Raw genomic sequence first — 22,003 nt, 5'->3', positions numbered from 1 at the left:
GTCTGTGCCCACCTTTATTGGGCACAGGCTGCTGGTCGGTCCCGGACGACTGTGATGAAATGCGATCCCAACCTCTATCGCGCCGCGCCGCCATCACTTGCCGTGAAACCCCGCCTGATACGCCATCTGTTTTTGCCCCCGCTGGTCGTCTTGCTGATGGTCGCGCTGGGCTATGTCAGCTATCTGATCAGCGAGCACAACGGCGTTCAAGCCCTGAGCGAGAACGGTGAACGGCAACTGGAGCTGCACGCCCGCACCGTAGAAAGCGAGATCAGCAAATACACCTACCTGCCGAGCGTTCTCGAGCTCGAAGCCAACGTCTCGCGTCTATTGAATGACCCTGCGCCGGAGCTGCGTCAGGACGTCAACGAATACCTGGAAGGCCTGAATCGCCGCAGTCGTAGCCGAGCGATTTACGTCCTCGACACCACCGGTCGCGTGCTGGCCACCAGCAACTGGCGTGATGCCGACAGTTATCTGGGCGAGGACCTGTCGTTCCGCGCTTACTTTCAGGACGCGGTGCGCGGCCTCCCCGGTCGGTTCTACGGGATTGGCAGCACCACCGGAGAGCCCGGCTATTACCTGGCCCATGGCCTGGAACAGCAAGGCAAGATCATTGGCGTCGCCGTGATCAAAGTGCGCCTCGAAGCCTTGGAGGAGCGCTGGCAACGGGCTCGGCTGGAAGCCTTCGTTACCGATGAGAATGGCATCATCATTCTGTCCAGCGACCCGTCGCGCCGGCTGAAATCGGTTCGCCCGCTGACGCCGGAAACCAAGGAGCGGCTCGCGCGCAGTCTGCAGTATTACTGGTGGCCGCTGAATGAATTGGTTCCGCTGGCCCGGGAGCAACTGGCCGAGGGCGTCGAGAAACTGACCTTCCCCGCCAATACCAGCGTCGATCACGACCCTACCGACGTCAGCTACCTGGCCCAGACCCGACGGCTGAACGATACGCCGTGGCACTTGACCCTGCTGACACCATTGCAGGAGTTGCGCAGCGAAGCCGCACGCCAGGGAATGTTGGTCGCGGTGGCCTGCGCACTGGTGGCGTTTCTGCTGATCGCCTGGAATGAGCGACGCAAAGTGATCGCCACTCGACTGGCTGCCCGCGAAGCCCTGCAAGAAGCCAACGATGAACTCGAGCGCAAAATTGCCGAGCGAACCGCCGATCTGCGTGCCAGCAACGAACGCCTAAAAGCGCAGATCCGCGAACGGCGCCTCGCCGAAGACACATTGCGTCGCGCTCAGGATGAACTGGTCCAGGCCGGCAAACTTGCCGCCATCGGCCAGATGTCCACCAGCATCGCCCACGAACTCAATCAACCCTTGGCCGCCTTGCGCACCTTGTCCGGCAATACCGTACGCTTCATTGAGCGCGGCGCACTGGACACCGCCAGCACTAACCTGCGAACCATCAATGAGCTGGTCGATCGCATGGGCCGGATCACCGCCAGCCTGCGCGCCTTTGCCCGACGTGGAGATGACAAAGGCCAGGCGTCGTTGCGCAAGGCCGTCGACGCCGCACTGCAGGTTCTCAATGGCCGACTGGAGAACTTCGACCTCACGCTGCATGAGCATTTTGAAGACGTGTCCTTGCGAATCGATCAAACGCGCCTGGAACAAATCCTGGTCAACCTCGTCGGCAATGCCCTGGATGCAATGCAGGCCCAGCCCTTGCCCGAGTTGTGGCTCGAAGGTGAAATCGCCGACGGCCGCTACCGCCTCTATGTGCGCGACAATGGTCACGGTATCGGACCCGAAGCGCGCAAGCATCTGTTCGAACCGTTCTTCACCACCAAACCCGGTGAACATGGCCTTGGCCTTGGCCTGACCCTTTCTGCCAGCCTCGCTGCCGCAGCCGGGGGCAGTCTCAGCGCCGAGCATCCTTCCAGCGGCGGCACCGCTTTTATCCTGAGCCTGCCACTGCTCGATACGCCCGCACCTCCTGAAGCCGAGCCGATATGAGCCGCTATTAATGAGCCGAACAGCATGAACAGCGACCTGACCGTTCTGATCGTCGAAGACGACCCACACGTCCTCCTGGGTTGCCAGCAAGCCTTGGCCCTGGAAGACATTCCCAGCGAAGGCGTGGGCAGTGCCGAAGAGGCGCTGGCGAGGATTGGCGAGGACTTCGCCGGCATCGTCATCAGCGATATCCGTTTGCCGGGAATCGACGGACTGGAATTGCTGACCCGCCTCAAGGCGCGAGACCGCAGCCTGCCGGTGGTGCTGATTACCGGTCACGGCGATATTTCCATGGCCGTCAACGCAATGCGCGACGGCGCTTACGACTTCATGGAAAAACCCTTCTCCCCCGAGCGTCTGGTGGACGTTGCCCGACGCGCTCTGGAGCAACGCAGCCTGGCGCGTGAGGTGTGGTCGCTGCGCCGACAACTGGCCGAGCGAAACTCACTGGAAGGCCGAATCATCGGGCGATCGCCGGCCATGCAAAACCTGCGGGCGTTGATCACCAATGTTGCAGACACCTCAGCCAACGTCCTGATCGAAGGCGAAACCGGCACGGGCAAGGAGTTGGTTGCCCGCTGCCTGCACGACTTCAGTCGCCGCCATTCTCAGCAGTTCGTCGCGCTCAACTGTGGCGGTCTGCCGGAGAGCCTGTTCGAAAGCGAGATCTTCGGCCACGAAGCCAACGCATTTACCGGCGCAGGCAAGCGTCGCATTGGCAAAATCGAACATGCCCACAACGGCACACTGTTTCTCGATGAAGTCGAAAGCATGCCGATAACCCTGCAGATCAAACTGCTGCGGGTGTTGCAGGAGCGCACGCTGGAACGCCTGGGCTCGAACCAGAGCGTCGCAGTGGACTGCCGGGTGATTGCCGCGACCAAGTCCGATCTGGATGAGTTGAGCAAGGTCGGTCAGTTTCGCAGCGACCTGTATTACCGGCTGAACGTGGTCACTCTGGAATTGCCTCCGTTGCGCGAACGCCGCGAGGACATCCTGCAGTTGTTCGAGCACTTCTTACAGCTCGCATCGTTACGCTTCGATCGCGAAACCCCGGAGCTGGATCGTCAAACCCTGTCGAGCCTGATGAGCCACGACTGGCCGGGCAATGTGCGCGAACTGCGTAACGTCGCCGAGCGTTACGCCCTCGGCTTGCCGGCGTTCAAGAAGTCCGGCGCAAGCATAGCTGGCAACAGCCTGGACTTTGCCGAAGCGGTGGAGGCATTTGAAAAGAACCTGCTCAGCGATGCCTTGCAACGCAGCGGCGGCAACCTCAGTCAGGCCAGTCAGGAACTGGGCATGGCCAAGACCACGTTGTTCGACAAGGTCAAAAAATACGGGTTGGGTTGATCGTCCCGCCCCCTTTGCCATCTGAATTAAGAGGCCATCGTGGACCTGATTTTCAAAGCCCTGCTGGGCGCTGCTGTGGTGGTGATTCTGGCCGCGCTGGCAAAAACCAAAAATTACTACATCGCCGGCCTGGTGCCGCTGTTCCCGACCTTCGCCCTGATCGCCCACTACATCGTCGGTAAGGGTCGCTCACTGGACGATTTGAAGACCACCATCCTGTTCGGCATGTGGTCGATCATTCCCTACTTCATCTACCTGGCAGCGCTGTACCTGATGGTCGACCGCTGGCGTCTGGAAGTATCCCTTGCCCTTGCGGCACTGGCCTGGCTGGTCGCGGCAACCTTGCTGGTGACATTCTGGATTCGGTTTCACGGGTAAGCGCGTCGACACATTCGCACACAGCCTGTACCCAGGCCGGCGCATTCCTGCACTGGCCCATCCCTTGCATTCATCCGACCCACTTCCCCTCGGCCAACTGGCAGGAGCTGCTCCCTTGACCCCAACCGTGATCCTGCTGATCGCGCTATGCATCGTGCTCGATGTAATTGGCCAACTCGCTTTCAAGCTCGGCCTGGATCGGCTGCCCGAGCACGTGGGCGGCTTTCGTTTGCGCAATTTCTGGCGACAAATCGCCGGTGCGCCCCTGCTATGGTGTGGGGTCGCCTGTTATTCCGTTCTTTTCGTTGCCTGGCTGGAGGTACTGTCACTGGCACCGCTGAGCCTGGTGTTTCCGGCGATCAGCCTGAGCTATTGCGGCGTGGTGCTGGGTGGACGCCTGGTGTTGGGCGAAACCGTCAGTCGACGGCGCTGGCTCGGCACTTTCGTCATCACTACCGGCGTCATGCTGGTTTGCGCAACGGGCATTTGAGGCCTCTATGACAAAGAGTTGGATTGAAGGGCGTGGCGCAAGCATTGGCCTCTGGGCACTATTGATCGCCTTTGAAAGCGGCGCGCAAATATCACTGAAAGTGGGCGGAGACGGACTGGCCTCCATTCCGTTCGGTGTGAGCTGGCTACTGGCTGCGGTGAGCAATCTGGCGGTCATGGTCGCAATTGTCTGCTATATCGGCTCGTTCCTCAGCTGGATGCTGATCCTGCGCCGCAGCAACCTGTCGCTGGCCTTTCCCTTGAGCTCACTGGTGTTCGTGGTAGTACTGCTCGGCTCATGGCTCGGCTTGGGCGAAACCATCAGCCCGATGCACTGGCTGGGTGTGTGCGTGATCATTGGCGGGATTGTGCTGCTGGCGGAAGGGCAACAACCAGCGGCCACGTAAGGGTCGTGCCCGCTTCTAACCGACGACTCTAGAGGCCGTTGAAATGATAAGCCACGGCGATACTGACCTCGCCCTGGTTATCGTTGCCTCGTTGTTTGACGATTGAACTGTCCGCAGCTGAACCGACCAGATGAGTCCAGCTGGCGCTGGTCAGCAGTAGCCAGCCTCGGCCAAGGGGGAACTGCGCGCTCTGGGTCAGGGTAACGTTCTGCAGGCCGCCGCTGGCGTCGTATTGACGAATGCCCGAGGCCTGGGCCTCCTGTGCACTCACGCCGTAAAAAGTTTGGGCTTGCCGGCCATCCGCATAATTCGCCGTCACCGACGTATCGCCAATAATGCCCAACCCCAGTGGATAACCCAGCTCACCACCTATCCGGCCCAGCACCCCGCCCTGACCATCGCTACCACCCAGCGCATGCCCCATTTGGGCATATACACGCCAGAAATCATCAGGGCTGTATTGCACGAAACCACCGGCCTCGCCCATGTCCGATACATCACGCAAGCCGCGCAATAAGCCATTGGCATTCCGGCCCGGAACATAGTTAAGGAACGGCCCGGCGCTCCAGCCACCCCCCTTCAGCGCCTTCCAGGACAAGCCATCGTCCGAACTGAGACCGAGGTCACCCCAGGTCAGGTCCATATAGGGCAAAGGCCGGACTTCGTAACTGCTCCCGCTGGGATCATGAGGTCCATAGCTAAGAGCCATACCAAGATCGCCAACGATTGGCTCAGCCTGTCCAGGCGAGCTGAAACCGAAAATACACGCAAAACTTGTGAGTAAAAAACAGCGATTTAGCCCGAAAGTAGGCATAAAAACTAACTCAAACAGAAAAACATGCGCGCATCAATGCCTAAACACCCCCCCAATGCAAGCACTTATGTTGTTTGTAGCAACCTACAAAAATTGTAGCTTGCTGGTCTGCTGTGCTCGGCGGCGGCTGCCAAAAACCACTGATAGAGGGATTTGCGCATATTGGCACAGTCCATGCTGTACCCCACTGCAAGCGCAAAGCGCGCTCTCTACTTACCTGATCGACCTTATCAAATAGGCACCTGCAGATGATGCACTGGCATATCGTGTGTGATTTCGATGGGACCGTCACCCGGACCGACGCTGTGGATAACATCCTCGAGCGTTTCGCCGACCCTAGCTGGGAGGCCATCGAAGACGAATGGCTCTCTGGCAAGATCGGCTCGCGAGAATGCCTGGGTCGGCAGCTCGCGCTGGTGAAAGCCTCACCATCCCAGCTCCTCGGCTATTTCGACACCGTCGATATAGACCCGGCATTTCCTGACTTCGTCGAACTTATCCTGAGTCGCGGCGCGACGCTGGACATCGTCAGCGACGGCATCGAACAAGGCATCGCCCGCGTTCTTTCGCGGCATGAGTGCCCGCTGCTGCCAATCATTGCCAATCGCCTGCGCCAGGTCGATCAGGACAGCTGGCGCATCGAGTTCCCGCATTCCAGCGATGCCTGCCGCGCAGCCTCCGGCAACTGCAAATGCAAGTCCGCCCCCAAAGGCAAACGCATCCTGGTGATCGGTGACGGTCAATCCGACATGTGCGTGGCCGGGACCGCCGACTTCGTTTTCGCCAAAGATCGCCTGGCCGAACATTGCGAACGCACTGGCATTCCGTATGCCCGCTTCGACTCGTTCGCCGACTTACCCGCTTTGCTCGCCCGCTTGCCTCACAGCGAACCGGCCCGCGCAATCAGCCTCCCTCTTGAACAGCAGGAACTCTTCCACCATGTCTGAAATTCGTATCGCAACCCCTGAAGACCAGATTCTTCTGGAGAAAGAAGCTAAGTATTGCTCCTTTGGCGACACCGTTCACTACATCGACCCGCCGCGCATTTTCAATCGCTGTGAAGGTTCGTACGTCTACGACACCAGTGACCAGGCTTACCTCGACCTGCAAATGTGGTACTCGGCGGTCAACTTCGGTTACGCCAACCCACGCTTGAATAACGCACTCAAGCAACAGATCGACTCCATGCCGCAGATTGCCAGCCAATACCTGCACCGTGGCAAAATCGAGCTGTCAGAAATGATCGCCGTAGACGCCAAGAACAAGTTCGGTCTTGACGGTCGCGTTCACTTCAACGTCGGCGGTTCGCAGTCCATCGAAGACTCCTTGAAAGTGGTCCGTAACGCCAGCAACGGCAAAAGCTTGATGTTCGCTTTCGAAGGCGGTTATCACGGCCGTACCCTGGGCGCTTCGTCAATCACTTCCAGCTATCGCTATCGTCGCCGCTACGGCCATTTTGGCGAGCGAGCGCAGTTCATTCCTTTCCCTTACCACTTCCGTGGTCCGAAAGGCATGACCAAAGAAGAATATGGCAGCTACTGCGTACAGCAGTTCGCCCGCCTGTTCGAGACTGAATACAACGGTGTCTGGGACCCGAAAACCAACCAGTGTGAATACGCGGCATTCTACGTCGAGCCGATTCAGGGCACTGGCGGCTACGTTATCCCGCCGATGAACTTCTACAAAGAACTGAAGCAAGTGCTGGATCAGCACGGCATCCTGATGGTGGTCGACGAAATCCAGATGGGTTTCTTCCGCACCGGCAAGCTGTGGTCCATTGAGCACTTCGACGTCAAACCTGATGTAATCGTGTTCGGCAAAGCGCTGACCAACGGCCTCAACCCATTGGGCGGTATCTGGGCTCGCGAAGAACTGATCAACCCAAAAATCTTCCCGCCAGGTTCGACTCACTCCACCTTCGCCTCCAACCCACTGGGTACTGCGGTAGGTCTGGAAATGTTCAAAATGACCTCCGAAGTCGACTACGGCGCGATGGTCATGGAAAAGGGCAAGTACTTCCTGGCTGGCCTGCAAGACCTGCAAAAACGCTACCCGATCATCGGCGACGTCGACGGCTTGGGCTTGGCACTGCGCGCAGAAATCTGCGGCCCGGATGGCTTCACCCCGGACAAGGCCACACTCGACTTCATGGTTGACGAAGGCATGAAGGGCGACATCGAAATCGACGGCAAGCGCTTAGGCCTGATCCTCGATGTGGGCGGCTACTACAAGAACGTCATCACCTTGGCTCCGTCGCTGGAAATCAGCTACGCAGAAATCGATCTGGGCATTGCCCTGCTCGACCGCCTGCTGCATAGAGCCATGAAGCGGTGAACCTGCCAGAGATCGATATGGGCGAAGGTAACGCCAGTTTCGTTCTCGGCAGTGGTCCGGTCGCGGTGTTGTTGATCCACGGCCTGACCGGCACCCCGACGGAGTTACGTCGGGTTGCCCAAGGCTTGGCCAAGCGTGGGTACACCGTGTACGTACCCACGCTTGCCGGGCACTGCGGCGACAACGCCGACCTGCAAGCCACAGGTTGGAAAGACTGGTACGAGAGCGCGCGCAAGGCCTTTGTCGGCATCCGCCAACGCCACGCGCAGGTGTTCGTCGGCGGGCTGTCGATGGGCGCCGTGATGTCCATGCACATGGCTGCCGAGCATCCGGGGCAAATCGCCGGCCTGCTGCTGTATTCGACGACCTTGCGCTACGACGGCTGGAACATGCCAAAAGCTGCGGTACTGACACCGCTACTGATGGCCATTCCATTCGGCGTGCACCTGTGCCGTTTCAACGAAACATCGCCTTACGGCATCAAAGACAAGCGCTTGCGGGCTATCGTCGAACGCCAGATGAAAGCCGGCGAAAGCAGCAATGCCGGATTACTGACCATGTCAGGTGTCAATGTTCGCGAACTGCATCGATTGGTTGCCGTCGTGAAACGAGAAATGCCTTCGGTCACCACGCCTGCGTTAGTGTTGCACTCCATCGAAGACGACATCACCAGCCGCTGGAATGCTGATTATGTCGAGAAGCACCTTGGCGGCAAGGTCACTAAAGTACTGCTCGACAACTGCTATCACATGATTACCGTCGACCTGCAGTACCGTAAGGTGATCACGCTGAGCGCAGACTTTATCGACAGCCTGACCGAGCAACCGTCCCTCCAGGCTGTTCCTCTGAATGATCATCGGCAACTGGCCTGAGCTCAACATGCTCACCCCACCTGCCTTCTTCCGTCTTTGGGCAAGCAGCGCCGCCTGCAATAATTGTTTTCCCGGGGCGCTGGAGCACTGTATTGAAACGGGGCAAACTCGCTGTACACAGGAGCGATTCGACCCTGGCACGGCTGCTGCAATAAGCGAGCGTTGATGAGCGAAGAAAAAAGCCGCACCCGAAAAACGTTTACCCTTTCGCACTGGACCGTACAGCGCAAACTGGTCCTCGCGTTCTGGCTGGTCAGCGTCATTCCGACAATGATCGCCGCCGAATTGGCGGCGACCACCGTGTCGCAGATTTTTGAAAGTAACGTCAGTGTTTGGTTGCAGGAATCGACCCGGATCGTCCAGGACGAGATCAGCGAAATCCTGCGGGTTAACAACAGGGTCTCTCAGTTGTTCCTGCAAAATACCCGCCCGTCGGCCCCCTCTGCCGCCCGGCACAACAAATTGACCACCGACCTCGCTAATGCGATGGGCATCGAAGTTGTCGCGCTGATCCGCAGCAGTGACCACAAAGTGGTTTTCTCCACCGTTGCCGACAATATCATCGAGCAGATCAGTATCGCGCCCAACGCTGTAATGCAAACCATCCATAACGGCAGCGTGTTCACGGGCGTCGTTGTTTCGACCTATCAGTCGACTCAGGATGACGTCGATTATGAGTTACTGGTCGGGACCTATCTGGACAACAGCTTCCTTACCAGCGTGGCTGATGTGCACTCCCTCGACCTGCGGCTGTACATGAAAGACACGGGCGGCTTCAGCGAGATTTTTTCAACACAGCGCTTTATGAACCACCCGGCGATCGTGCCACCCGAAATCGAACAGACATTGCGCGAGACTAAAGAGCCCAGCGAGCAGTTCACCACCAGCTATGCCGGTCTTTACACGCCGATTTTCAATGACACCGGGGAGCTTCAAGGCATCATTTTCAGCGGCCTGCTACGGCATACCTCTCTGGTCGGACTGGTCAATCAGACCAATTTATTCATGCTGATCCTGCTGTTGGGCTCGGCCCTGTCGCTGAGCGTCGGTTGGTTGATTTCACAACGACTGACCAAGCCACTGCGCGGTTTGTCCGAAGGCGTAAGGGCTGTGACCGCTGGCGATTACCGTCAGCGCGTCGAGGTCATCGGCACTGACGAATTGGCTGAACTCAGCGTGACCTTCAACGACATGACCGAACGCCTCAAAGAGCTTCAGCATCTGGAAGCACAACTGCGCCGCCGTGACCGTCTGCATACCTTGGGCGAAGTGGCGATGGGGTTGGCCCACGAGATCCGCAACCCGCTGGGCATCATCAAAACGGCCACCCAATTGCTGCACCGCCGTGCGCAGCTGCCGGAAACCGACAAGCGCCACCTGGAGTATGTGATTTCAGAGGTCACCCGGATCAACGACCTGATCACCGAGTTCCTCGACTTCGCCAAACCCAGTGCGCCGATCCGCTCCACGCAACGGGCCAGGCCTCTGCTGGATGACTTGCTGGGGTTTTGTGCGCCGGAACTATCGACCCATAATATCGAAGCGGTGATCGTCGAGCACGATGCCAATGCCATGATTTATGCCGACGCCCGGCAACTGACCCAGGCCTGTCTGAACCTGGTCCTCAATGCGATCGACGCGATGCCCTCGGGCGGTCGCTTGACGATCGGTATTGCTATCGTTGAAGACACTACGGTCATCAGTATTTCCGACACAGGCCACGGTATTGAACCGGACATGATCGAACGTATCTTCAGCCCATTTGTCACGACCAAGGCATCCGGCACAGGATTGGGCCTGGCGAAGGTCTTCTCGATCATGGAAAACCACGATGGCCGGGTAGAATGCGTCAGCCAGGTGGGGGTCGGGGCGACCTTCAATCTGTATATCCCAGCCTATGATGGAGAGTGGTCATGAGCCATAACGTGCTGGTGGTTGATGATGAGCCCAAGCTCTGCGAACTGCTGGCTTCGGCCCTGAGCCAGAATGATATCCAGGTGTTCACTGCCGGCAACGGCCTGCATGCCTTGGCGGTGCTCGAACGCGAAGAGATCGATCTGGTGATCACTGACTGGCGCATGCCAGGCATGGATGGCCCGCAATTGCTGGCTGAAATAAAACTCCGTTTCCCGCTGCTGCCGGTGATCGTCATGACCGCTTACAGCACGGTGAAAAATGCCGTGCAGTCGATGCGCAACGGCGCGTATGACTACATCAGCAAGCCCTTTGATATCGATGAACTCGACATCACGGTCAACAAGGCCCTGCAATTTCGCGACATCCTGCGTGACAACGCACGTCTGCGCGCCGAACTCGATCAGCATCAGCAGATCGACAGCCTGGTGGGCGAGAGTCCGGCCTTTCAGCGGGTGCTGCAGGCAGTGGATTCGGTGCGAGAAAGCAACGCCACCATCTTGCTGACCGGCGAAAGCGGGACCGGCAAAGAAATGGTCGCACGGGCGATCCACAAACACGGCAACCGCGCGGACCAGCCCTTTATTGCGGTCAACTGCGCGGCAATCCCTGAAGGCTTGCTTGAGAGCGAAATGTTCGGCCATCGCAAGGGCGCCTTCACTGGCGCAGTGGCTGATCGCGTCGGACGGTTCATGCAGGCCGACAAAGGCACACTATTTCTTGATGAAGTCGGCGACATGCCGCTGGCACTGCAGGCGAAAATCCTGCGTGCCTTACAGGAACGGGTGATCGAGCCCGTGGGTGATTCACGTGAGCGCAAAGTTGATGTGCGGGTGATTGCCGCGACCAACAAAGACCTGCTCGACGCCGTGGCGAAAAAGGAGTTCCGTGAGGACCTTTACTACCGCCTGAATGTGTTCCCGATCCCCCTGCCCCCCCTGCGCGAGCGGGCCGACGACATCGCACCACTGGCCATGCATTTTGCCCACACCCTGGGCGCCGCAGCAGGCAAACGCATCACCGGTTTCAGCCCGGAAGCCATGCTGGCGATGACCAATTACCCTTGGCCGGGCAATATTCGCGAGCTACAAAACTGTGTAGAGCGCGCCACCATCGTCGCCTCCAGCCACATCATTGAAGAAAGCGACCTACCGGCCTACCTGTTCGGCTCGCGCCCGCTAGACAGCAGCGTCATCAATCTAGTCAGCGAAGGGGCAAATATCCCGAAAGATCTGGATGCGGCCCTCGCCGAAGTGGAAAAAGCCTACATCCTCGCCGCCCTGCATGAAACCCACGGCGTCCAGGCCGCTGCCGCACACTTGATCGGGGTCTCCGAGCGCAGCCTATGGTATCGCCTGAAAAAACTGGCCATCCACGTGGATAAGATTGTCCGGTAGACGCGTTATTGCGGCTCGGCAGCCTCCGCAATGATCTGACGAATGGCGTCGGTGAACGCTTCCACCGGTTGCCCGCCAGACACAGCATAGCGGTCGTTGAAGACGATGGTCGGCACTGAACTGACCCCACGCGACACCCACAGCTGTTCCAACTCACGGACCTCGGCGGCATATTCGCCTGAAGCCAGAATTGCTTCGGCACGCTGGCGGTCCAGGCCCACCCGTTCAGCCACGGCTGCCAGCACGTTATGATCCGAAGGGTTGGCATGATCCGTGAAGTACGCTGCAAACAAGGCCTCTTTCAACGCTTGCTGCTTGCCTTCCAGTTCAGCCCAATGCAACAGGCGGTGGGCGTCGAAGGTGTTGTAGATGCGTCGGTCACCCTGTGAGAAGGTAAACCCCAGCTCGGCACCGCGCTGGCGAATCACTTCGCGATTCTGCCGGGACTGTTCGGGCGTCGAACCGTATTTCTCGAAGATATGCTCGTTGATGTCCTGACCTTCAGCGGGCATGTTCGGGTTGAGCTCGAACGGCTGGAAATGGATCTCGGCCTTGACCTCATCACCCAGCCCTTCCAGCGCCTGGGTCAAAGCGCGCAGGCCGATCACACACCAAGGGCAGGACACATCAGAAACGAAATCGATTTTCAGGGGTGTGCTCATGGAACCCTCGCTCACGTATTGCAGTGGGAAAGCTCGCACCTTACACCTTCGTCGGCGTCCTTTTCACCTGAGCTACAACTGCGCGACGTGACTGCCGTCGTGTTGATGTGCTTTCAGATACGGCAGAACCGCCGCCAGGAGCGGCGCCTTGAACGCTTCCTGAAAGCGATGAGCCAGCCCCGGAATCAAGCGCAACTGACTGCCCTGGATATGCGCAGCGACATGGATGCCGTGCATCACCGGCAACAACGGATCGGCGGTGCCGTGCACCACCAGCGTTGGTAGGCGCAAACGGTCGAGCAGTTCGACACGGCTGGACTCGGCCAGAATCGCCAGAATCTGGCGCTTTACGCCATCAGGATTGAAGGCGCGGTCATAAGAAGTTGCCGCCTGCTGCAACAGCTTCTTGCGATCATCCAACACCTGAGGGCTGCCCAGTGCGGCAAGCAAGTCGGCCTGTTGTTCTATGGCCACCTCGCGACTCGGCGCACTGCGTCTGGCCAGCAGTTGCAGCAACGCCGGGCTCGGTGCAGGCAACCCCTGCGCGCCGGAACTGGTCATGATCAGGGTCAGGCTTTCTACGCGATCAGGCGCAATGTCCGCCAGGTGCTGAGCGATCATCCCGCCCATACTCGCGCCCAGCACATGGAATTGCCGAACATGCAGCGAATCCATCAAGCCCAGGGCGTCGTCGGCCATATCTGTCAGGCTATACGGTGCAGAAACCGGTAAGCCAAGCTTGTAGCGCAGGACTTCATAGGTGAGGTTGGGACTGGCTGGCGCCTGTGTCCAGGTGGACAAACCCACGTCGCGGTTGTCGTAACGGATGACCCGAAAGCCTTGCTGACAGAGCGCGACCACCACCTCGTCCGGCCAGTGAATCAACTGGCCTCCCAGCCCCATCACCAAAACCAGGGCCGGATCGGAGTTACGCCCGATGCTCTGATACGCCAGGTGCACCTCTTTGAGGTCGGCCACTTGCGTGGGGACGTTGACATCGCATCGAGAAGCCGCAAAAGACGGCAGGCCGCACAACAGTGCGATCCAGAAAATTAACACCCGCATGAAAAACACCAAGCCGCAAATCCCCAGTAGGTGCGAAGTTTGATGATGTTTTTCAAAGCGCGCTGCCACAGTTTCATGACAATTTGATGAATGCTGCCCGGTGGTCGGGGTTCAGCCTGCGATCAAACCCATTCGCACCGCAGTTGCCGTGCCGCCGCCACCATGTTCGCCAACGCGGCTTCTGTCTCGACCCAGCCGCGGGTTTTCAGGCCGCAATCCGGATTGACCCACAACCGTTCAGCAGGGATGTGCCTGACCGCCTTGGTCATCAGTTTGACCATCTCGGCGGTCTCCGGCACGCGCGGCGAATGAATGTCATAGACCCCCGGCCCGATGTCATTCGGGTAGTCGAATGCGTTGAAGGCCTCCAGCAACTCCATGTCCGAGCGTGACGTTTCAATGGTAATTACGTCGGCGTCCATGGCAGCAATTGATTCGATCACGTCGTTAAATTCGCTGTAACACATGTGGGTGTGGATCTGGGTTTCATCACGCACGCCAGACGCGCACAGGCGAAAAGCCTCCACCGCCCACTCCAGATATTCCTGCCACTGTGCACGGCGTAGCGGCAATCCTTCGCGGAAGGCTGCTTCGTCGATTTGCACGATTTTGATTCCCGCCTGCTCCAGATCCAGCACTTCGTCACGGATCGCCAGCGCCAGCTGTTGCGCCTGAATCTTGCGTGAAACATCTTCACGCGGGAACGACCACATCAGCATGGTCACCGGGCCTGTGAGCATGCCCTTCATGACCTTGCCGGTCACGCTCTGCGCGTAGCGCGTCCATTCAACGGTCATCGCCTGCGGACGGCTCACGTCACCGAATATCACCGCTGGCTTCACGCAGCGCGAACCGTAGCTCTGGACCCAGCCAAACCGGCTAAACGCATACCCGTCCAATTGCTCGGCGAAGTACTCGACCATGTCGTTACGCTCAGCCTCGCCATGCACCAGTACATCCAGCCCCAAGCGCTCCTGAGTCTCCACCGCATGGCGAATTTCACAGTGCATGGCTTCGGTGTAATCAGTGGCCGACAAGGTGCCCTGTTTGAACGCCTGACGCGCCAGACGAATGGACGCGGTCTGTGGGAACGAGCCAATGGTAGTCGTCGGAAACAGCGGCAGATTCAGCCGCGCACGTTGCTGCTCAATGCGCTCGTCAAAAACTGACTGGCGCCGACTGTCAGCCGTAGTGATCGCCGCCAGACGTGCCTCGACGTGGGGTTTGTGAATACGAGGTGATTGCTGGCGGCTGAGCTGTATAGCGCGACTCTCAACCAAAGCGGCCTGCACTGTCGTAGCCTGCGGATCGTTCAAGGCCGCGCTGAGCACCGCGATTTCTTCGCACTTCTGCACGGCAAAGGCCAGCCAGCTTTTCAGTTCGGCATCCAGCGTGTCTTCGCGGTCGAGACTCACCGGGCTGTGCAACAGCGAGGACGAAGCAGAGACCCACAGATTGTCGCCAAAGCGGACGTGCGCGTGTTGCAGTTGCTCCAGTGCGTTGTCCAGGTCGCAGCGCCAGACGTTACGCCCGTTGACCACGCCCAACGACAGCACTTTATAGGTCGGCAGACGGTCAAGCACTGCCGCCAGTTGTTCCGGCGCACGCACCAGATCGATGTGCAAACCCGCTACTGGAAGCGCCACTGCCAACCCAAGGTTGTCTTCAAGGCCACCGAAATAAGTGGCGACCAGTTTTTTCAGCGGCGAGTATTGCAGGCTGTGATATGCCCGCTCGAACGCGTTTTTCCAGTCTTGTGGCAGGTCGAGGGTCAGGATCGGTTCATCGATCTGCACCCATTCAACGCCCTGCGCCGCCAGACGTCCGAGAATTTCGCCGTACAACGGCAGCAGGCGTTCCAGCAAATCAAGTTTGTCGAAGCTGTCGCCCTTGGCTTTACCCAGCCACAAGTACGTCAAAGGGCCGATCAATACCGGTTTGACTGCATAACCCAGCGCCCGGGCTTCGTCGACCTCCTCGAACAACTGCTCCCAGCTCAGCTGGAAACGCTGGTCCTCAGTGAATTCAGGGACGAGATAGTGGTAGTTGGTATCGAACCACTTGGTCAACTCTTGAGCGTATTGCGCCTTGCCGTGGCTATCGCCGCAGCAATGATCGCTGGCGCCACGAGCCATGGCGAACAACGTATCGAGGGTTGGCAAGCCAGCATCGCCTTTGGCGCCAGCGAAGCGTTCAGGGATCACGCCGAAAGTCAGCGAATGCGCCAGCACCTGGTCGTACCAGGCAAAGTCGCCGACTGGCAGCAGGTCAATCCCGGCGTCTTTCTGCAAACGCCAGTGGGTAGCACGCAACTCACGACCGACTGCACGCAGGCCCGCTTGATCAAGGTCGCCTTTCCAGTACGCTTCCAGCGCTTTTTTCAATTCACGGTCTGCGCCGATGCGCGGAAATCCAAGCGTGTGGGCCAAGGCCATGACAACGTCCTCCCAATAAAAGATGGCGCTATTGTCGACAGCTCGACCAACATGAGACAAACTCATTGTATTCGTGTTGATCACAAAGTTTATTCATGGAGACCTCCATGCTGGAAATCCGCCACCTGAAAACCCTCCACGCCTTGCGCGAGGCCGACAGCCTTGTGGAAGCGGCCGAGCGCCTGCACTTGACGCAATCTGCCTTGTCCCATCAGTTCAAGGAGCTGGAGGAGCGCATGGGTATGTCGCTGTTCACGCGCAAAACCAAACCCGTACGGTTCACCAGTGCAGGGCTGCGCCTGTTGCAGCTGGCTGATTCAGTCCTCCCGCAATTGCGGGGTGCCGAGCGTGACATCGCCCGTCTGGCGGGCGGAACTGCGGGGCGCCTGCACATGGCTATCGAGTGTCACAGTTGCTTCCAGTGGCTGATGCCGACCATCGACCAGTTCCGTGATGCCTGGCCGGAAGTCGAGCTGGACCTGTCGTCCGGGTTTTCCTTCGCGCCGCTGCCGGCACTGGCCCGCGGCGATCTGGACTTGGTGGTGACCTCCGACCCACTGGAGCTGGTGGGCATCACCTACGTCCCATTGTTTACCTACGAAGCCATGTTGGCGGTGGCCAATCAGCATCCGCTGGCGAACAAGGCGTATGTTGTCCCGGAAGACCTGCTCAAGGAAACCTTGATCACCTACCCGGTTGAGCGCGACCGTCTGGACATCTTCACCCGCTTTCTGGAGCCGGCCGATGTTGAACCGGCGCAGGTGCGAACCTCAGAACTGACGGTGATGATGATGCAACTGGTCGCCAGCGGACGCGGCGTGTGTGGCATGCCCCATTGGGCGCTGCATGAATACAGCTCGCGGGGCTATGTGAAAGCCAAGCGATTAGGCGAAAAAGGCCTGTTCGCCACGCTGTATGCCGGCATCCGCGCCGACATGCTCGATGCGCCGTACATGCGTGATTTCCTGCTGACCGCCAAAGACACCTCGTTCTCGACGCTGGATGGGGTGAGTGCAGTCAGGTGAGGATGTACGGCCCGCTCGCGCCTCCCCGGAAGCAGAGACAGGCCGTTATCCGATGGGCTTAGCGTGATCTTCGCCGAAACACTTTGAGCTGACAGAGTATTATCGGCGCTACATTCGTCTGCACCGAGGGAAGGTTTCATTGCCGGTACATAGAGACCCGGGGTGAAACCACTGATTGATAGGCGCGGAACAGCGCCAGCATTTTCGTCATTAACCGTCATAAAGCCCCAGGATTCCGCATGAGCCTGTCCCTCCTCAGTCGTTACGCTTTTTTTGTGTTTTGCGTATGTTTCACCTTCGCCAGCATTCCGTTCTGGCACCACGAATGGCTCTGGCCATTCACCCTGGTCACCGGTGTACTCAGCCTGATCGGCATCGGCGATCTGCTGCAGACCCCGCACGCGATACGCCGCAATTACCCGATTCTGGGCAACATCCGTTACCTGGTCGAAGGCATCCGCCCGGAGATCCGCCAATACCTGCTGGAGTCCGACAGCGACGCTCTGCCCTTCTCTCGGGCCCAGCGTTCGTTGGTATATTCGCGCGCCAAAAATGAAACGGCGGACAAGCCTTTCGGCACGCTGATCGATGTCTATCAGACAGGTTTCGAATTCATCGGCCACTCGATGCGCCCCGCACCGTTGAGCGATCCCCACGCCTTTCGCGTGCTGGTCGGTGGTCCGCAGTGCAAACAACCGTACTCGGCCTCGGTCTTCAATATCTCGGCGATGAGCTTCGGCTCGCTTAGCGCCAATGCGATTCGCGCGCTGAATCAGGGCGCCAAACTCGGCAATTTCGCCCACGACACCGGCGAAGGCAGCATCAGCCCGTATCACCGGGAAAACGGCGGCGATTTGACCTGGGAACTGGGCAGCGGCTACTTCGGCTGCCGGACATCGGATGGCCGTTTCGATCCGGTGCGCTTCGCCGCACAGGCAAAAGATCCGCAAGTGCGAATGATCGAAATCAAGATGAGCCAAGGCGCCAAACCGGGCCACGGCGGCATCTTGCCCAAAGGCAAAGTGACCAAGGAAATCGCCGAAACCCGCGGCATCATGATGGGCGAAGATTGCATCTCACCCTCGCGACACAGTGCGTTTTCGACCCCTTGCGAACTGATGCACTTCATTGCTCAACTGCGCGAACTGTCTGGTGGCAAACCCGTGGGCTTCAAGTTTTGCCTGGGGCATCCGTGGGAGTTCATGGGCATCGCCAAAGCCATGCTCGAGACCGGCATCCTTCCAGACTTCATCGTGGTCGACGGCAAAGAAGGCGGCACCGGCGCGGCACCCGTGGAATTCACCGACCACATGGGCGTGCCTATGCGTGAAGGTCTGCTGTTCGTGCACAACACCCTGGTCGGCCTGAACCTGCGGGACAAAATCAAGCTGGGTGCCAGCGGCAAGATTGTCAGCGCGTTCGATATCGCTAGCGTGCTGGCGATTGGTGCCGATTGGGCCAACTCGGCACGCGGCTTCATGTTCGCAATTGGCTGCATTCAATCGCAAAGCTGCCACACCAACAAATGTCCGACCGGCGTTGCCACCCAGGATGCATTGCGTCAACGGGCACTGGTAGTGCCAGACAAAGCGCAGCGGGTGTTCAACTTCCACCGCAGCACGCTCAAGGCATTGGCCGAAATGCTGGCTGCAGCCGGCCTCGATCACCCTTCGCAGCTTGAGGCCAAGCATCTGGTCCGACGGATGTCCGCCACAGAGATCAAACTGTTCTCCCAGTCCCACGTATTCCTCAAGCCTGGCGAATTGCTGACCGGCGAAGTGGATGGCGAGTTCTACTCGAACATGTGGCAGATGGCGCGAGCCGACAGTTTTGAGCCCAACACTGCCGCAGCCTGAGGCCGATTGATGCGTTGAGCCCCGACGAGGAACGATGGTCGAGGCTCAACGTTACTGACACTGCACTTAGTTACTGGCTGCTCTCAACGGCCCACACACGGCCGTTGTGCAGACGGCGTAAAGCCAGACTTGCGTGTCACCCGTGGTCAACGCGCTGACTGGCAGCCAGTTTTTCGGGACTGTCATGGCTTCGTCCGGTTCACTGCCCTGGACCACCCATACCCGCCTTGTCTCGGAAGGCAGTGAGCCAAGGTTATCGACATACAGCGCGTCCGCATCTTGATACAACAGAGCACCCTCAGCCTGTTCGCCAGGACGTCCAGACTCCCCAGTCGGCAACGGCGGGGTGTAGAGCAACGGAATCGTCCCGGTTTTGTTGTAGTAGGCAACGCTCAAGTACCAATAAATATCGTTTACCACGATGCGGTCACCCGTAGCGAAGTGCTGATTAATGTAATCGGTCGTCTTGTCGATCTGATTGTCTGGTTGATTGACTGTGTCATTCAATTTATTCGTCTGGTTATAAACGTTGTAGAGCCCTACCCCCTCCCCACTGACTAAAACTGTCAGGCATACAATGGCAAGCGTTCGATACCGATGCGCCAGTCGATCCAGTGCGATGGACAGGATCAGCGGCAACCCGATCACCGCGAACATGAAATAACGGGGCACAAAAAACGAATGTTTAAACGAAACTAAAAACACTACCCCTATTGGCACAAAGGTATAGATGGCCAGTAACGCATGAAGCCTGTAAGGCTGATTGTCGCGCAGGACACTCCATCCGGAAGCCAGCAACACCCACACAGGCAGGGCAATAAATATCGGCCAGGGCAGACTTCTCCCATCATCGAGCGTTAACGATTCCCAAATAATGGAAGGCACGCTGAAGACTGTGACAGGCGGTATCCAGCCCACTTCCCCGGTCAACGACAATTGATTGATTAAATGAGGGACCCAGGGCAAGTAAAGAACCACCACGGCAGCGTTGGCGGTCCACCACGCAGGTCGTGAAATGAGGTGGCATGTACGCGAGGGCTGGAAACGTAGCAACAGCAGATAGAGCCAATGCGAGACCACACACAGCCCCGCAAAATAGTGGGTATAAAGCCCCGCTGCCATTAGCAGCGTGTAGACGATCAGGTATCGACGCTGCTGCGGATGTTTAATCCAGTAAATCAGGGCTATCGTCGCCCCCATCAGCCAGGCCCCCTGAAGTGCGTACATCCGCACCTCTTGGCTGTAACGCACGGCAATAGGCAGAAGTGCCAGAAGCAGCCCGGCCAGCATCGCGGCACGACGCGTTGCAATCAACCTCACCAGCCAGACACCTAACCCAACAGTCACCCCGCCCGCCAACACACTCATGGCCCGAAGCGCAAAAACCCCGCTGCCAAATGCAGCCGTCCACCCATGCAGCAGCAGGTAGTAAAGAGGCGGATGAACATCGTATGTGGTGTGAGACCAGATGAGAGGGAACGAAAACTCACTCATCAGCACGCTGGCAGCTTCGTCGTACCAGATGGCCGGCCCGGTCACTTCATAAAAGCGCACCAAAGCTGCAAGGGCCAGGATGGTCAGCAGCACCCAGCGCTCCCGAAATAACCATGCAACACGTTCAGCACTCGTGCTTTTTTGGGGCTGAAGTAGCTCCATCATGCGAATCCCCCCGACTTGCGCTTAAGCTTCCAGACCGATCATGAGCACTGCATACCCTGCAGACTGTGACCATTGCCTAAGGTTCTACCGCAGCAGCCCCCATGTTCCTGAGACATTAAGTAATAGCCTGTTTTTGCATTTATTCACCAATGACGCCACCCTGCGCGCCGCCGATGTGCTACTTGGAACCTCCAAGGCCGCACCCACCTCCCGATCGAACACCCGCTGAAGAGCCCGCTGACATGATTAACGGACGCGATCCTCGAATCGATTTCTTTCGAGGTCTGGCGCTGATCTTCATTTTCTGGGATCACGTGCCTGGCAACCCCTTCGCCCAACTTACTGTACGCAACTACGGCTTCAGCGATGCGGCGGAGATCTTTGTATTTCTCGCCGGTTATGCAGCAGTGCTGGCCTATGGACGCATCGCCTTGCGCGACGGTTTTGTCGTCGCCTGCGTCCGCATCCTGCGGCGAGCGTGGGTGCTGTATGTGGTGCATATCTTCCTGTTGACGCTGCTGATGGGTATCGTGTTCGTCGCCAACAATCATGTCGAAACCCGCGACATGATCCAGGAGATGGGCTTGAGCTACTTCGTCAGAAACCCGCAACAAGCCTTGGCCGATGAGTTACTCCTGCGCTTCAAACCCAACCTGACTGACCCGTTGCCGCTCTACATTCTGCTGTTGCTGGCCTTGCCACTGATCCTGCCCTGGATGCTGCGCCGGACCGAATACGTGGTCGGACTGTCCGTTGCGTTGTACCTGATGGTGCCGCTATTTGGCTGGAATCTCTCGGCTTATGAAGGCGGCGTCTGGTACTTCAACCCCGTGGCCTGGCAACTGCTGTTCGTCCTCGGCGGTGCCTGCGCAATTCGTGGGCAACGACCGAGCGCCCCGCAACCACGCCCGCTGAAGCAGCAACCGTTGTTCATCGTCTGCGCGACATACGTGGTGATCTCCGGGCTGATTACCCTGTCGTGGAAATGGCCGGGGCTGCACGAGATGTTGATACCAAAAGCCATCTCCGACCTGCTGTACCCGATCAGCAAAACCGACCTCTCGCCCGCGCGCCTGCTGCACTTTCTGGCGCTGGCTTACTGCGCCGCAAAACTGCTGCCGACAGGTCAGGCATGGCTGAACAACTGGCCGGCCCAGCAAACCTGCCGCATGGGTCGCTATTCCCTGGAAGTCTTCTGCCTCAGCGTCCTGCTCGCGCCGCTGGCCGACATGGCCAACGCTCTCGCTGGCGACACCTGGCCGATGCAAGTCTTTACCGCTCTGCTGGGTTTGGGCTTGATGATGCTCATGGCGAGCGGGCTGGAATTGAATAAAAGGCTGGGGACGCCGGGGCAGGTGGTGGCAGTTTGAGAACGCCGTCT

Annotated in this window: 18 protein-coding genes; 13 read left to right on the top strand and 5 right to left on the bottom strand. The window is 58.5% G+C overall.

Annotation, left to right across the window (positions count from 1 at the left end; translation table 11 throughout):
• Positions 1 to 54 precede the first annotated feature (54 nt).
• The 5 genes from ACVBEG_RS02815 to ACVBEG_RS02795 all read left to right on the top strand — a co-directional run bounded on the left by ACVBEG_RS02815 (position 55) and on the right by ACVBEG_RS02795 (position 4,589).
• Positions 55 to 1,965: a two-component sensor histidine kinase AauS gene (locus ACVBEG_RS02815; protein ID WP_322181455.1), complete on the top strand. Its 1,911-nt coding sequence runs from the start codon at positions 55 to 57 to the stop codon at positions 1,963 to 1,965.
• A 24-nt stretch (positions 1,966 to 1,989) separates the two neighbouring features.
• A complete protein-coding gene (locus tag ACVBEG_RS02810) occupies positions 1,990 to 3,315 on the top strand; it encodes a two-component response regulator AauR (protein ID WP_322181456.1) in 1,326 nt (441 codons plus the stop codon).
• Positions 3,316 to 3,363: 48 nt separating this feature from the next.
• On the top strand, positions 3,364 to 3,693 hold the full coding sequence (locus ACVBEG_RS02805) for a GlpM family protein (RefSeq protein WP_219062347.1): 330 nt from the start codon (positions 3,364 to 3,366) through the stop codon (positions 3,691 to 3,693).
• Between the two features lie 115 nt (positions 3,694 to 3,808).
• The gene (locus ACVBEG_RS02800; RefSeq protein ID WP_322181458.1) at positions 3,809 to 4,183 is read left to right on the top strand and encodes a transporter; all 375 of its coding nucleotides are present in this window, start codon (positions 3,809 to 3,811) and stop codon (positions 4,181 to 4,183) included.
• 7 nt (positions 4,184 to 4,190) lie between these two features.
• Positions 4,191 to 4,589 (top strand): EamA family transporter, encoded by a 399-nt coding sequence (locus tag ACVBEG_RS02795; protein ID WP_322181460.1) that lies wholly within the window; start codon positions 4,191 to 4,193, stop codon positions 4,587 to 4,589.
• A gap of 28 nt (positions 4,590 to 4,617) precedes the next feature.
• Here ACVBEG_RS02795 and ACVBEG_RS02790 read toward each other — a convergent pair whose 3' ends face one another.
• Complete coding sequence (locus ACVBEG_RS02790) at positions 4,618 to 5,403, bottom strand: MipA/OmpV family protein (protein WP_322181463.1); 786 nt, start codon at positions 5,401 to 5,403, stop codon at positions 4,618 to 4,620.
• Positions 5,404 to 5,651: 248 nt separating this feature from the next.
• Between ACVBEG_RS02790 and ACVBEG_RS02785 the strand changes: the two genes are divergently transcribed.
• The 5 genes from ACVBEG_RS02785 to ACVBEG_RS02765 all read left to right on the top strand — a co-directional run bounded on the left by ACVBEG_RS02785 (position 5,652) and on the right by ACVBEG_RS02765 (position 11,920).
• Positions 5,652 to 6,350 carry an MtnX-like HAD-IB family phosphatase gene (locus tag ACVBEG_RS02785; RefSeq protein ID WP_322181465.1) on the top strand — a complete coding sequence of 233 codons (699 nt, stop codon included), beginning with the start codon at positions 5,652 to 5,654 and terminating at the stop codon, positions 6,348 to 6,350.
• Entirely contained in the window at positions 6,343 to 7,737 is a 1,395-nt protein-coding gene (locus ACVBEG_RS02780; RefSeq protein ID WP_322181467.1) for an aspartate aminotransferase family protein, read from the top strand. Before ACVBEG_RS02785 ends, ACVBEG_RS02780 begins: the two co-directional genes overlap by 8 nt.
• Entirely contained in the window at positions 7,734 to 8,609 is an 876-nt protein-coding gene (locus tag ACVBEG_RS02775; protein WP_322181470.1) for an alpha/beta hydrolase, read from the top strand. Before ACVBEG_RS02780 ends, ACVBEG_RS02775 begins: the two co-directional genes overlap by 4 nt.
• Positions 8,610 to 8,774: 165 nt before the next feature.
• Positions 8,775 to 10,526 carry an ATP-binding protein gene (locus tag ACVBEG_RS02770; RefSeq protein ID WP_322181472.1) on the top strand — a complete coding sequence of 584 codons (1,752 nt, stop codon included), beginning with the start codon at positions 8,775 to 8,777 and terminating at the stop codon, positions 10,524 to 10,526.
• Positions 10,523 to 11,920, top strand: coding sequence for a sigma-54-dependent transcriptional regulator (locus tag ACVBEG_RS02765; protein ID WP_322181474.1), 1,398 nt, complete (start codon positions 10,523 to 10,525; stop codon positions 11,918 to 11,920). The genes ACVBEG_RS02770 and ACVBEG_RS02765 overlap by 4 nt, the downstream gene beginning before the upstream one ends.
• Positions 11,921 to 11,925: 5 nt before the next feature.
• Here ACVBEG_RS02765 and ACVBEG_RS02760 read toward each other — a convergent pair whose 3' ends face one another.
• From ACVBEG_RS02760 to metE, 3 genes are all read right to left on the bottom strand, one after another.
• Entirely contained in the window at positions 11,926 to 12,582 is a 657-nt protein-coding gene (locus ACVBEG_RS02760; protein WP_323565661.1) for a DsbA family oxidoreductase, read from the bottom strand.
• Between the two features lie 72 nt (positions 12,583 to 12,654).
• Positions 12,655 to 13,647 (bottom strand): alpha/beta fold hydrolase, encoded by a 993-nt coding sequence (locus ACVBEG_RS02755; RefSeq protein ID WP_322181478.1) that lies wholly within the window; start codon positions 13,645 to 13,647, stop codon positions 12,655 to 12,657.
• A gap of 122 nt (positions 13,648 to 13,769) precedes the next feature.
• On the bottom strand, positions 13,770 to 16,082 hold the full coding sequence (gene metE, locus ACVBEG_RS02750) for a 5-methyltetrahydropteroyltriglutamate--homocysteine S-methyltransferase (protein WP_447107325.1): 2,313 nt from the start codon (positions 16,080 to 16,082) through the stop codon (positions 13,770 to 13,772).
• Positions 16,083 to 16,189: 107 nt separating this feature from the next.
• Here metE and metR point away from each other — a divergent pair, with 107 nt between their 5' ends.
• On the top strand, positions 16,190 to 17,107 hold the full coding sequence (gene metR / locus ACVBEG_RS02745; protein WP_322181482.1) for a transcriptional regulator MetR: 918 nt from the start codon (positions 16,190 to 16,192) through the stop codon (positions 17,105 to 17,107).
• 239 nt (positions 17,108 to 17,346) lie between these two features.
• Positions 17,347 to 18,963, top strand: a complete 1,617-nt coding sequence (locus ACVBEG_RS02740; protein WP_322181484.1) for an FMN-binding glutamate synthase family protein — start codon at positions 17,347 to 17,349, stop codon at positions 18,961 to 18,963.
• A gap of 66 nt (positions 18,964 to 19,029) precedes the next feature.
• Here ACVBEG_RS02740 and ACVBEG_RS02735 read toward each other — a convergent pair whose 3' ends face one another.
• The gene (locus ACVBEG_RS02735; protein ID WP_447107324.1) at positions 19,030 to 20,622 is read right to left on the bottom strand and encodes a glycosyltransferase family 39 protein; all 1,593 of its coding nucleotides are present in this window, start codon (positions 20,620 to 20,622) and stop codon (positions 19,030 to 19,032) included.
• Positions 20,623 to 20,864: 242 nt separating this feature from the next.
• Here ACVBEG_RS02735 and ACVBEG_RS02730 point away from each other — a divergent pair, with 242 nt between their 5' ends.
• Positions 20,865 to 21,992 carry an OpgC domain-containing protein gene (locus ACVBEG_RS02730; RefSeq protein ID WP_322217624.1) on the top strand — a complete coding sequence of 376 codons (1,128 nt, stop codon included), beginning with the start codon at positions 20,865 to 20,867 and terminating at the stop codon, positions 21,990 to 21,992.
• The last annotated feature ends 11 nt before the right edge of the window (positions 21,993 to 22,003 follow it).

The sequence above is a fragment of the Pseudomonas sp. GG8 genome, from assembly GCF_052976945.1.
The sequence above is the reverse complement of the archived record's forward strand: the minus strand, read 5'-3'. Positions and strand labels throughout refer to the sequence as shown.

What these genes read in the sequence shown, in the direction of transcription:
- ACVBEG_RS02815 (WP_322181455.1), top strand. Translation starts at nt 55, where the DNA reads ATGAAATGCGATCCCAACCTCTATCGCGCCGCGCCGCCATCACTTGCC.
- ACVBEG_RS02810 (WP_322181456.1), top strand. Translation starts at nt 1,990, where the DNA reads ATGAACAGCGACCTGACCGTTCTGATCGTCGAAGACGACCCACACGTC.
- ACVBEG_RS02795 (WP_322181460.1), top strand. Translation starts at nt 4,191, where the DNA reads ATGACAAAGAGTTGGATTGAAGGGCGTGGCGCAAGCATTGGCCTCTGG.
- ACVBEG_RS02790 (WP_322181463.1), bottom strand. Translation starts at nt 5,403, where the DNA reads ATGCCTACTTTCGGGCTAAATCGCTGTTTTTTACTCACAAGTTTTGCG.
- ACVBEG_RS02785 (WP_322181465.1), top strand. Translation starts at nt 5,652, where the DNA reads ATGATGCACTGGCATATCGTGTGTGATTTCGATGGGACCGTCACCCGG.
- ACVBEG_RS02780 (WP_322181467.1), top strand. Translation starts at nt 6,343, where the DNA reads ATGTCTGAAATTCGTATCGCAACCCCTGAAGACCAGATTCTTCTGGAG.
- ACVBEG_RS02770 (WP_322181472.1), top strand. Translation starts at nt 8,775, where the DNA reads ATGAGCGAAGAAAAAAGCCGCACCCGAAAAACGTTTACCCTTTCGCAC.
- ACVBEG_RS02765 (WP_322181474.1), top strand. Translation starts at nt 10,523, where the DNA reads ATGAGCCATAACGTGCTGGTGGTTGATGATGAGCCCAAGCTCTGCGAA.
- ACVBEG_RS02760 (WP_323565661.1), bottom strand. Translation starts at nt 12,582, where the DNA reads ATGAGCACACCCCTGAAAATCGATTTCGTTTCTGATGTGTCCTGCCCT.
- ACVBEG_RS02755 (WP_322181478.1), bottom strand. Translation starts at nt 13,647, where the DNA reads ATGCGGGTGTTAATTTTCTGGATCGCACTGTTGTGCGGCCTGCCGTCT.
- metE (WP_447107325.1), bottom strand. Translation starts at nt 16,082, where the DNA reads ATGGCCTTGGCCCACACGCTTGGATTTCCGCGCATCGGCGCAGACCGT.
- metR (WP_322181482.1), top strand. Translation starts at nt 16,190, where the DNA reads ATGCTGGAAATCCGCCACCTGAAAACCCTCCACGCCTTGCGCGAGGCC.
- ACVBEG_RS02740 (WP_322181484.1), top strand. Translation starts at nt 17,347, where the DNA reads ATGAGCCTGTCCCTCCTCAGTCGTTACGCTTTTTTTGTGTTTTGCGTA.
- ACVBEG_RS02735 (WP_447107324.1), bottom strand. Translation starts at nt 20,622, where the DNA reads ATGATGGAGCTACTTCAGCCCCAAAAAAGCACGAGTGCTGAACGTGTT.
- ACVBEG_RS02730 (WP_322217624.1), top strand. Translation starts at nt 20,865, where the DNA reads ATGATTAACGGACGCGATCCTCGAATCGATTTCTTTCGAGGTCTGGCG.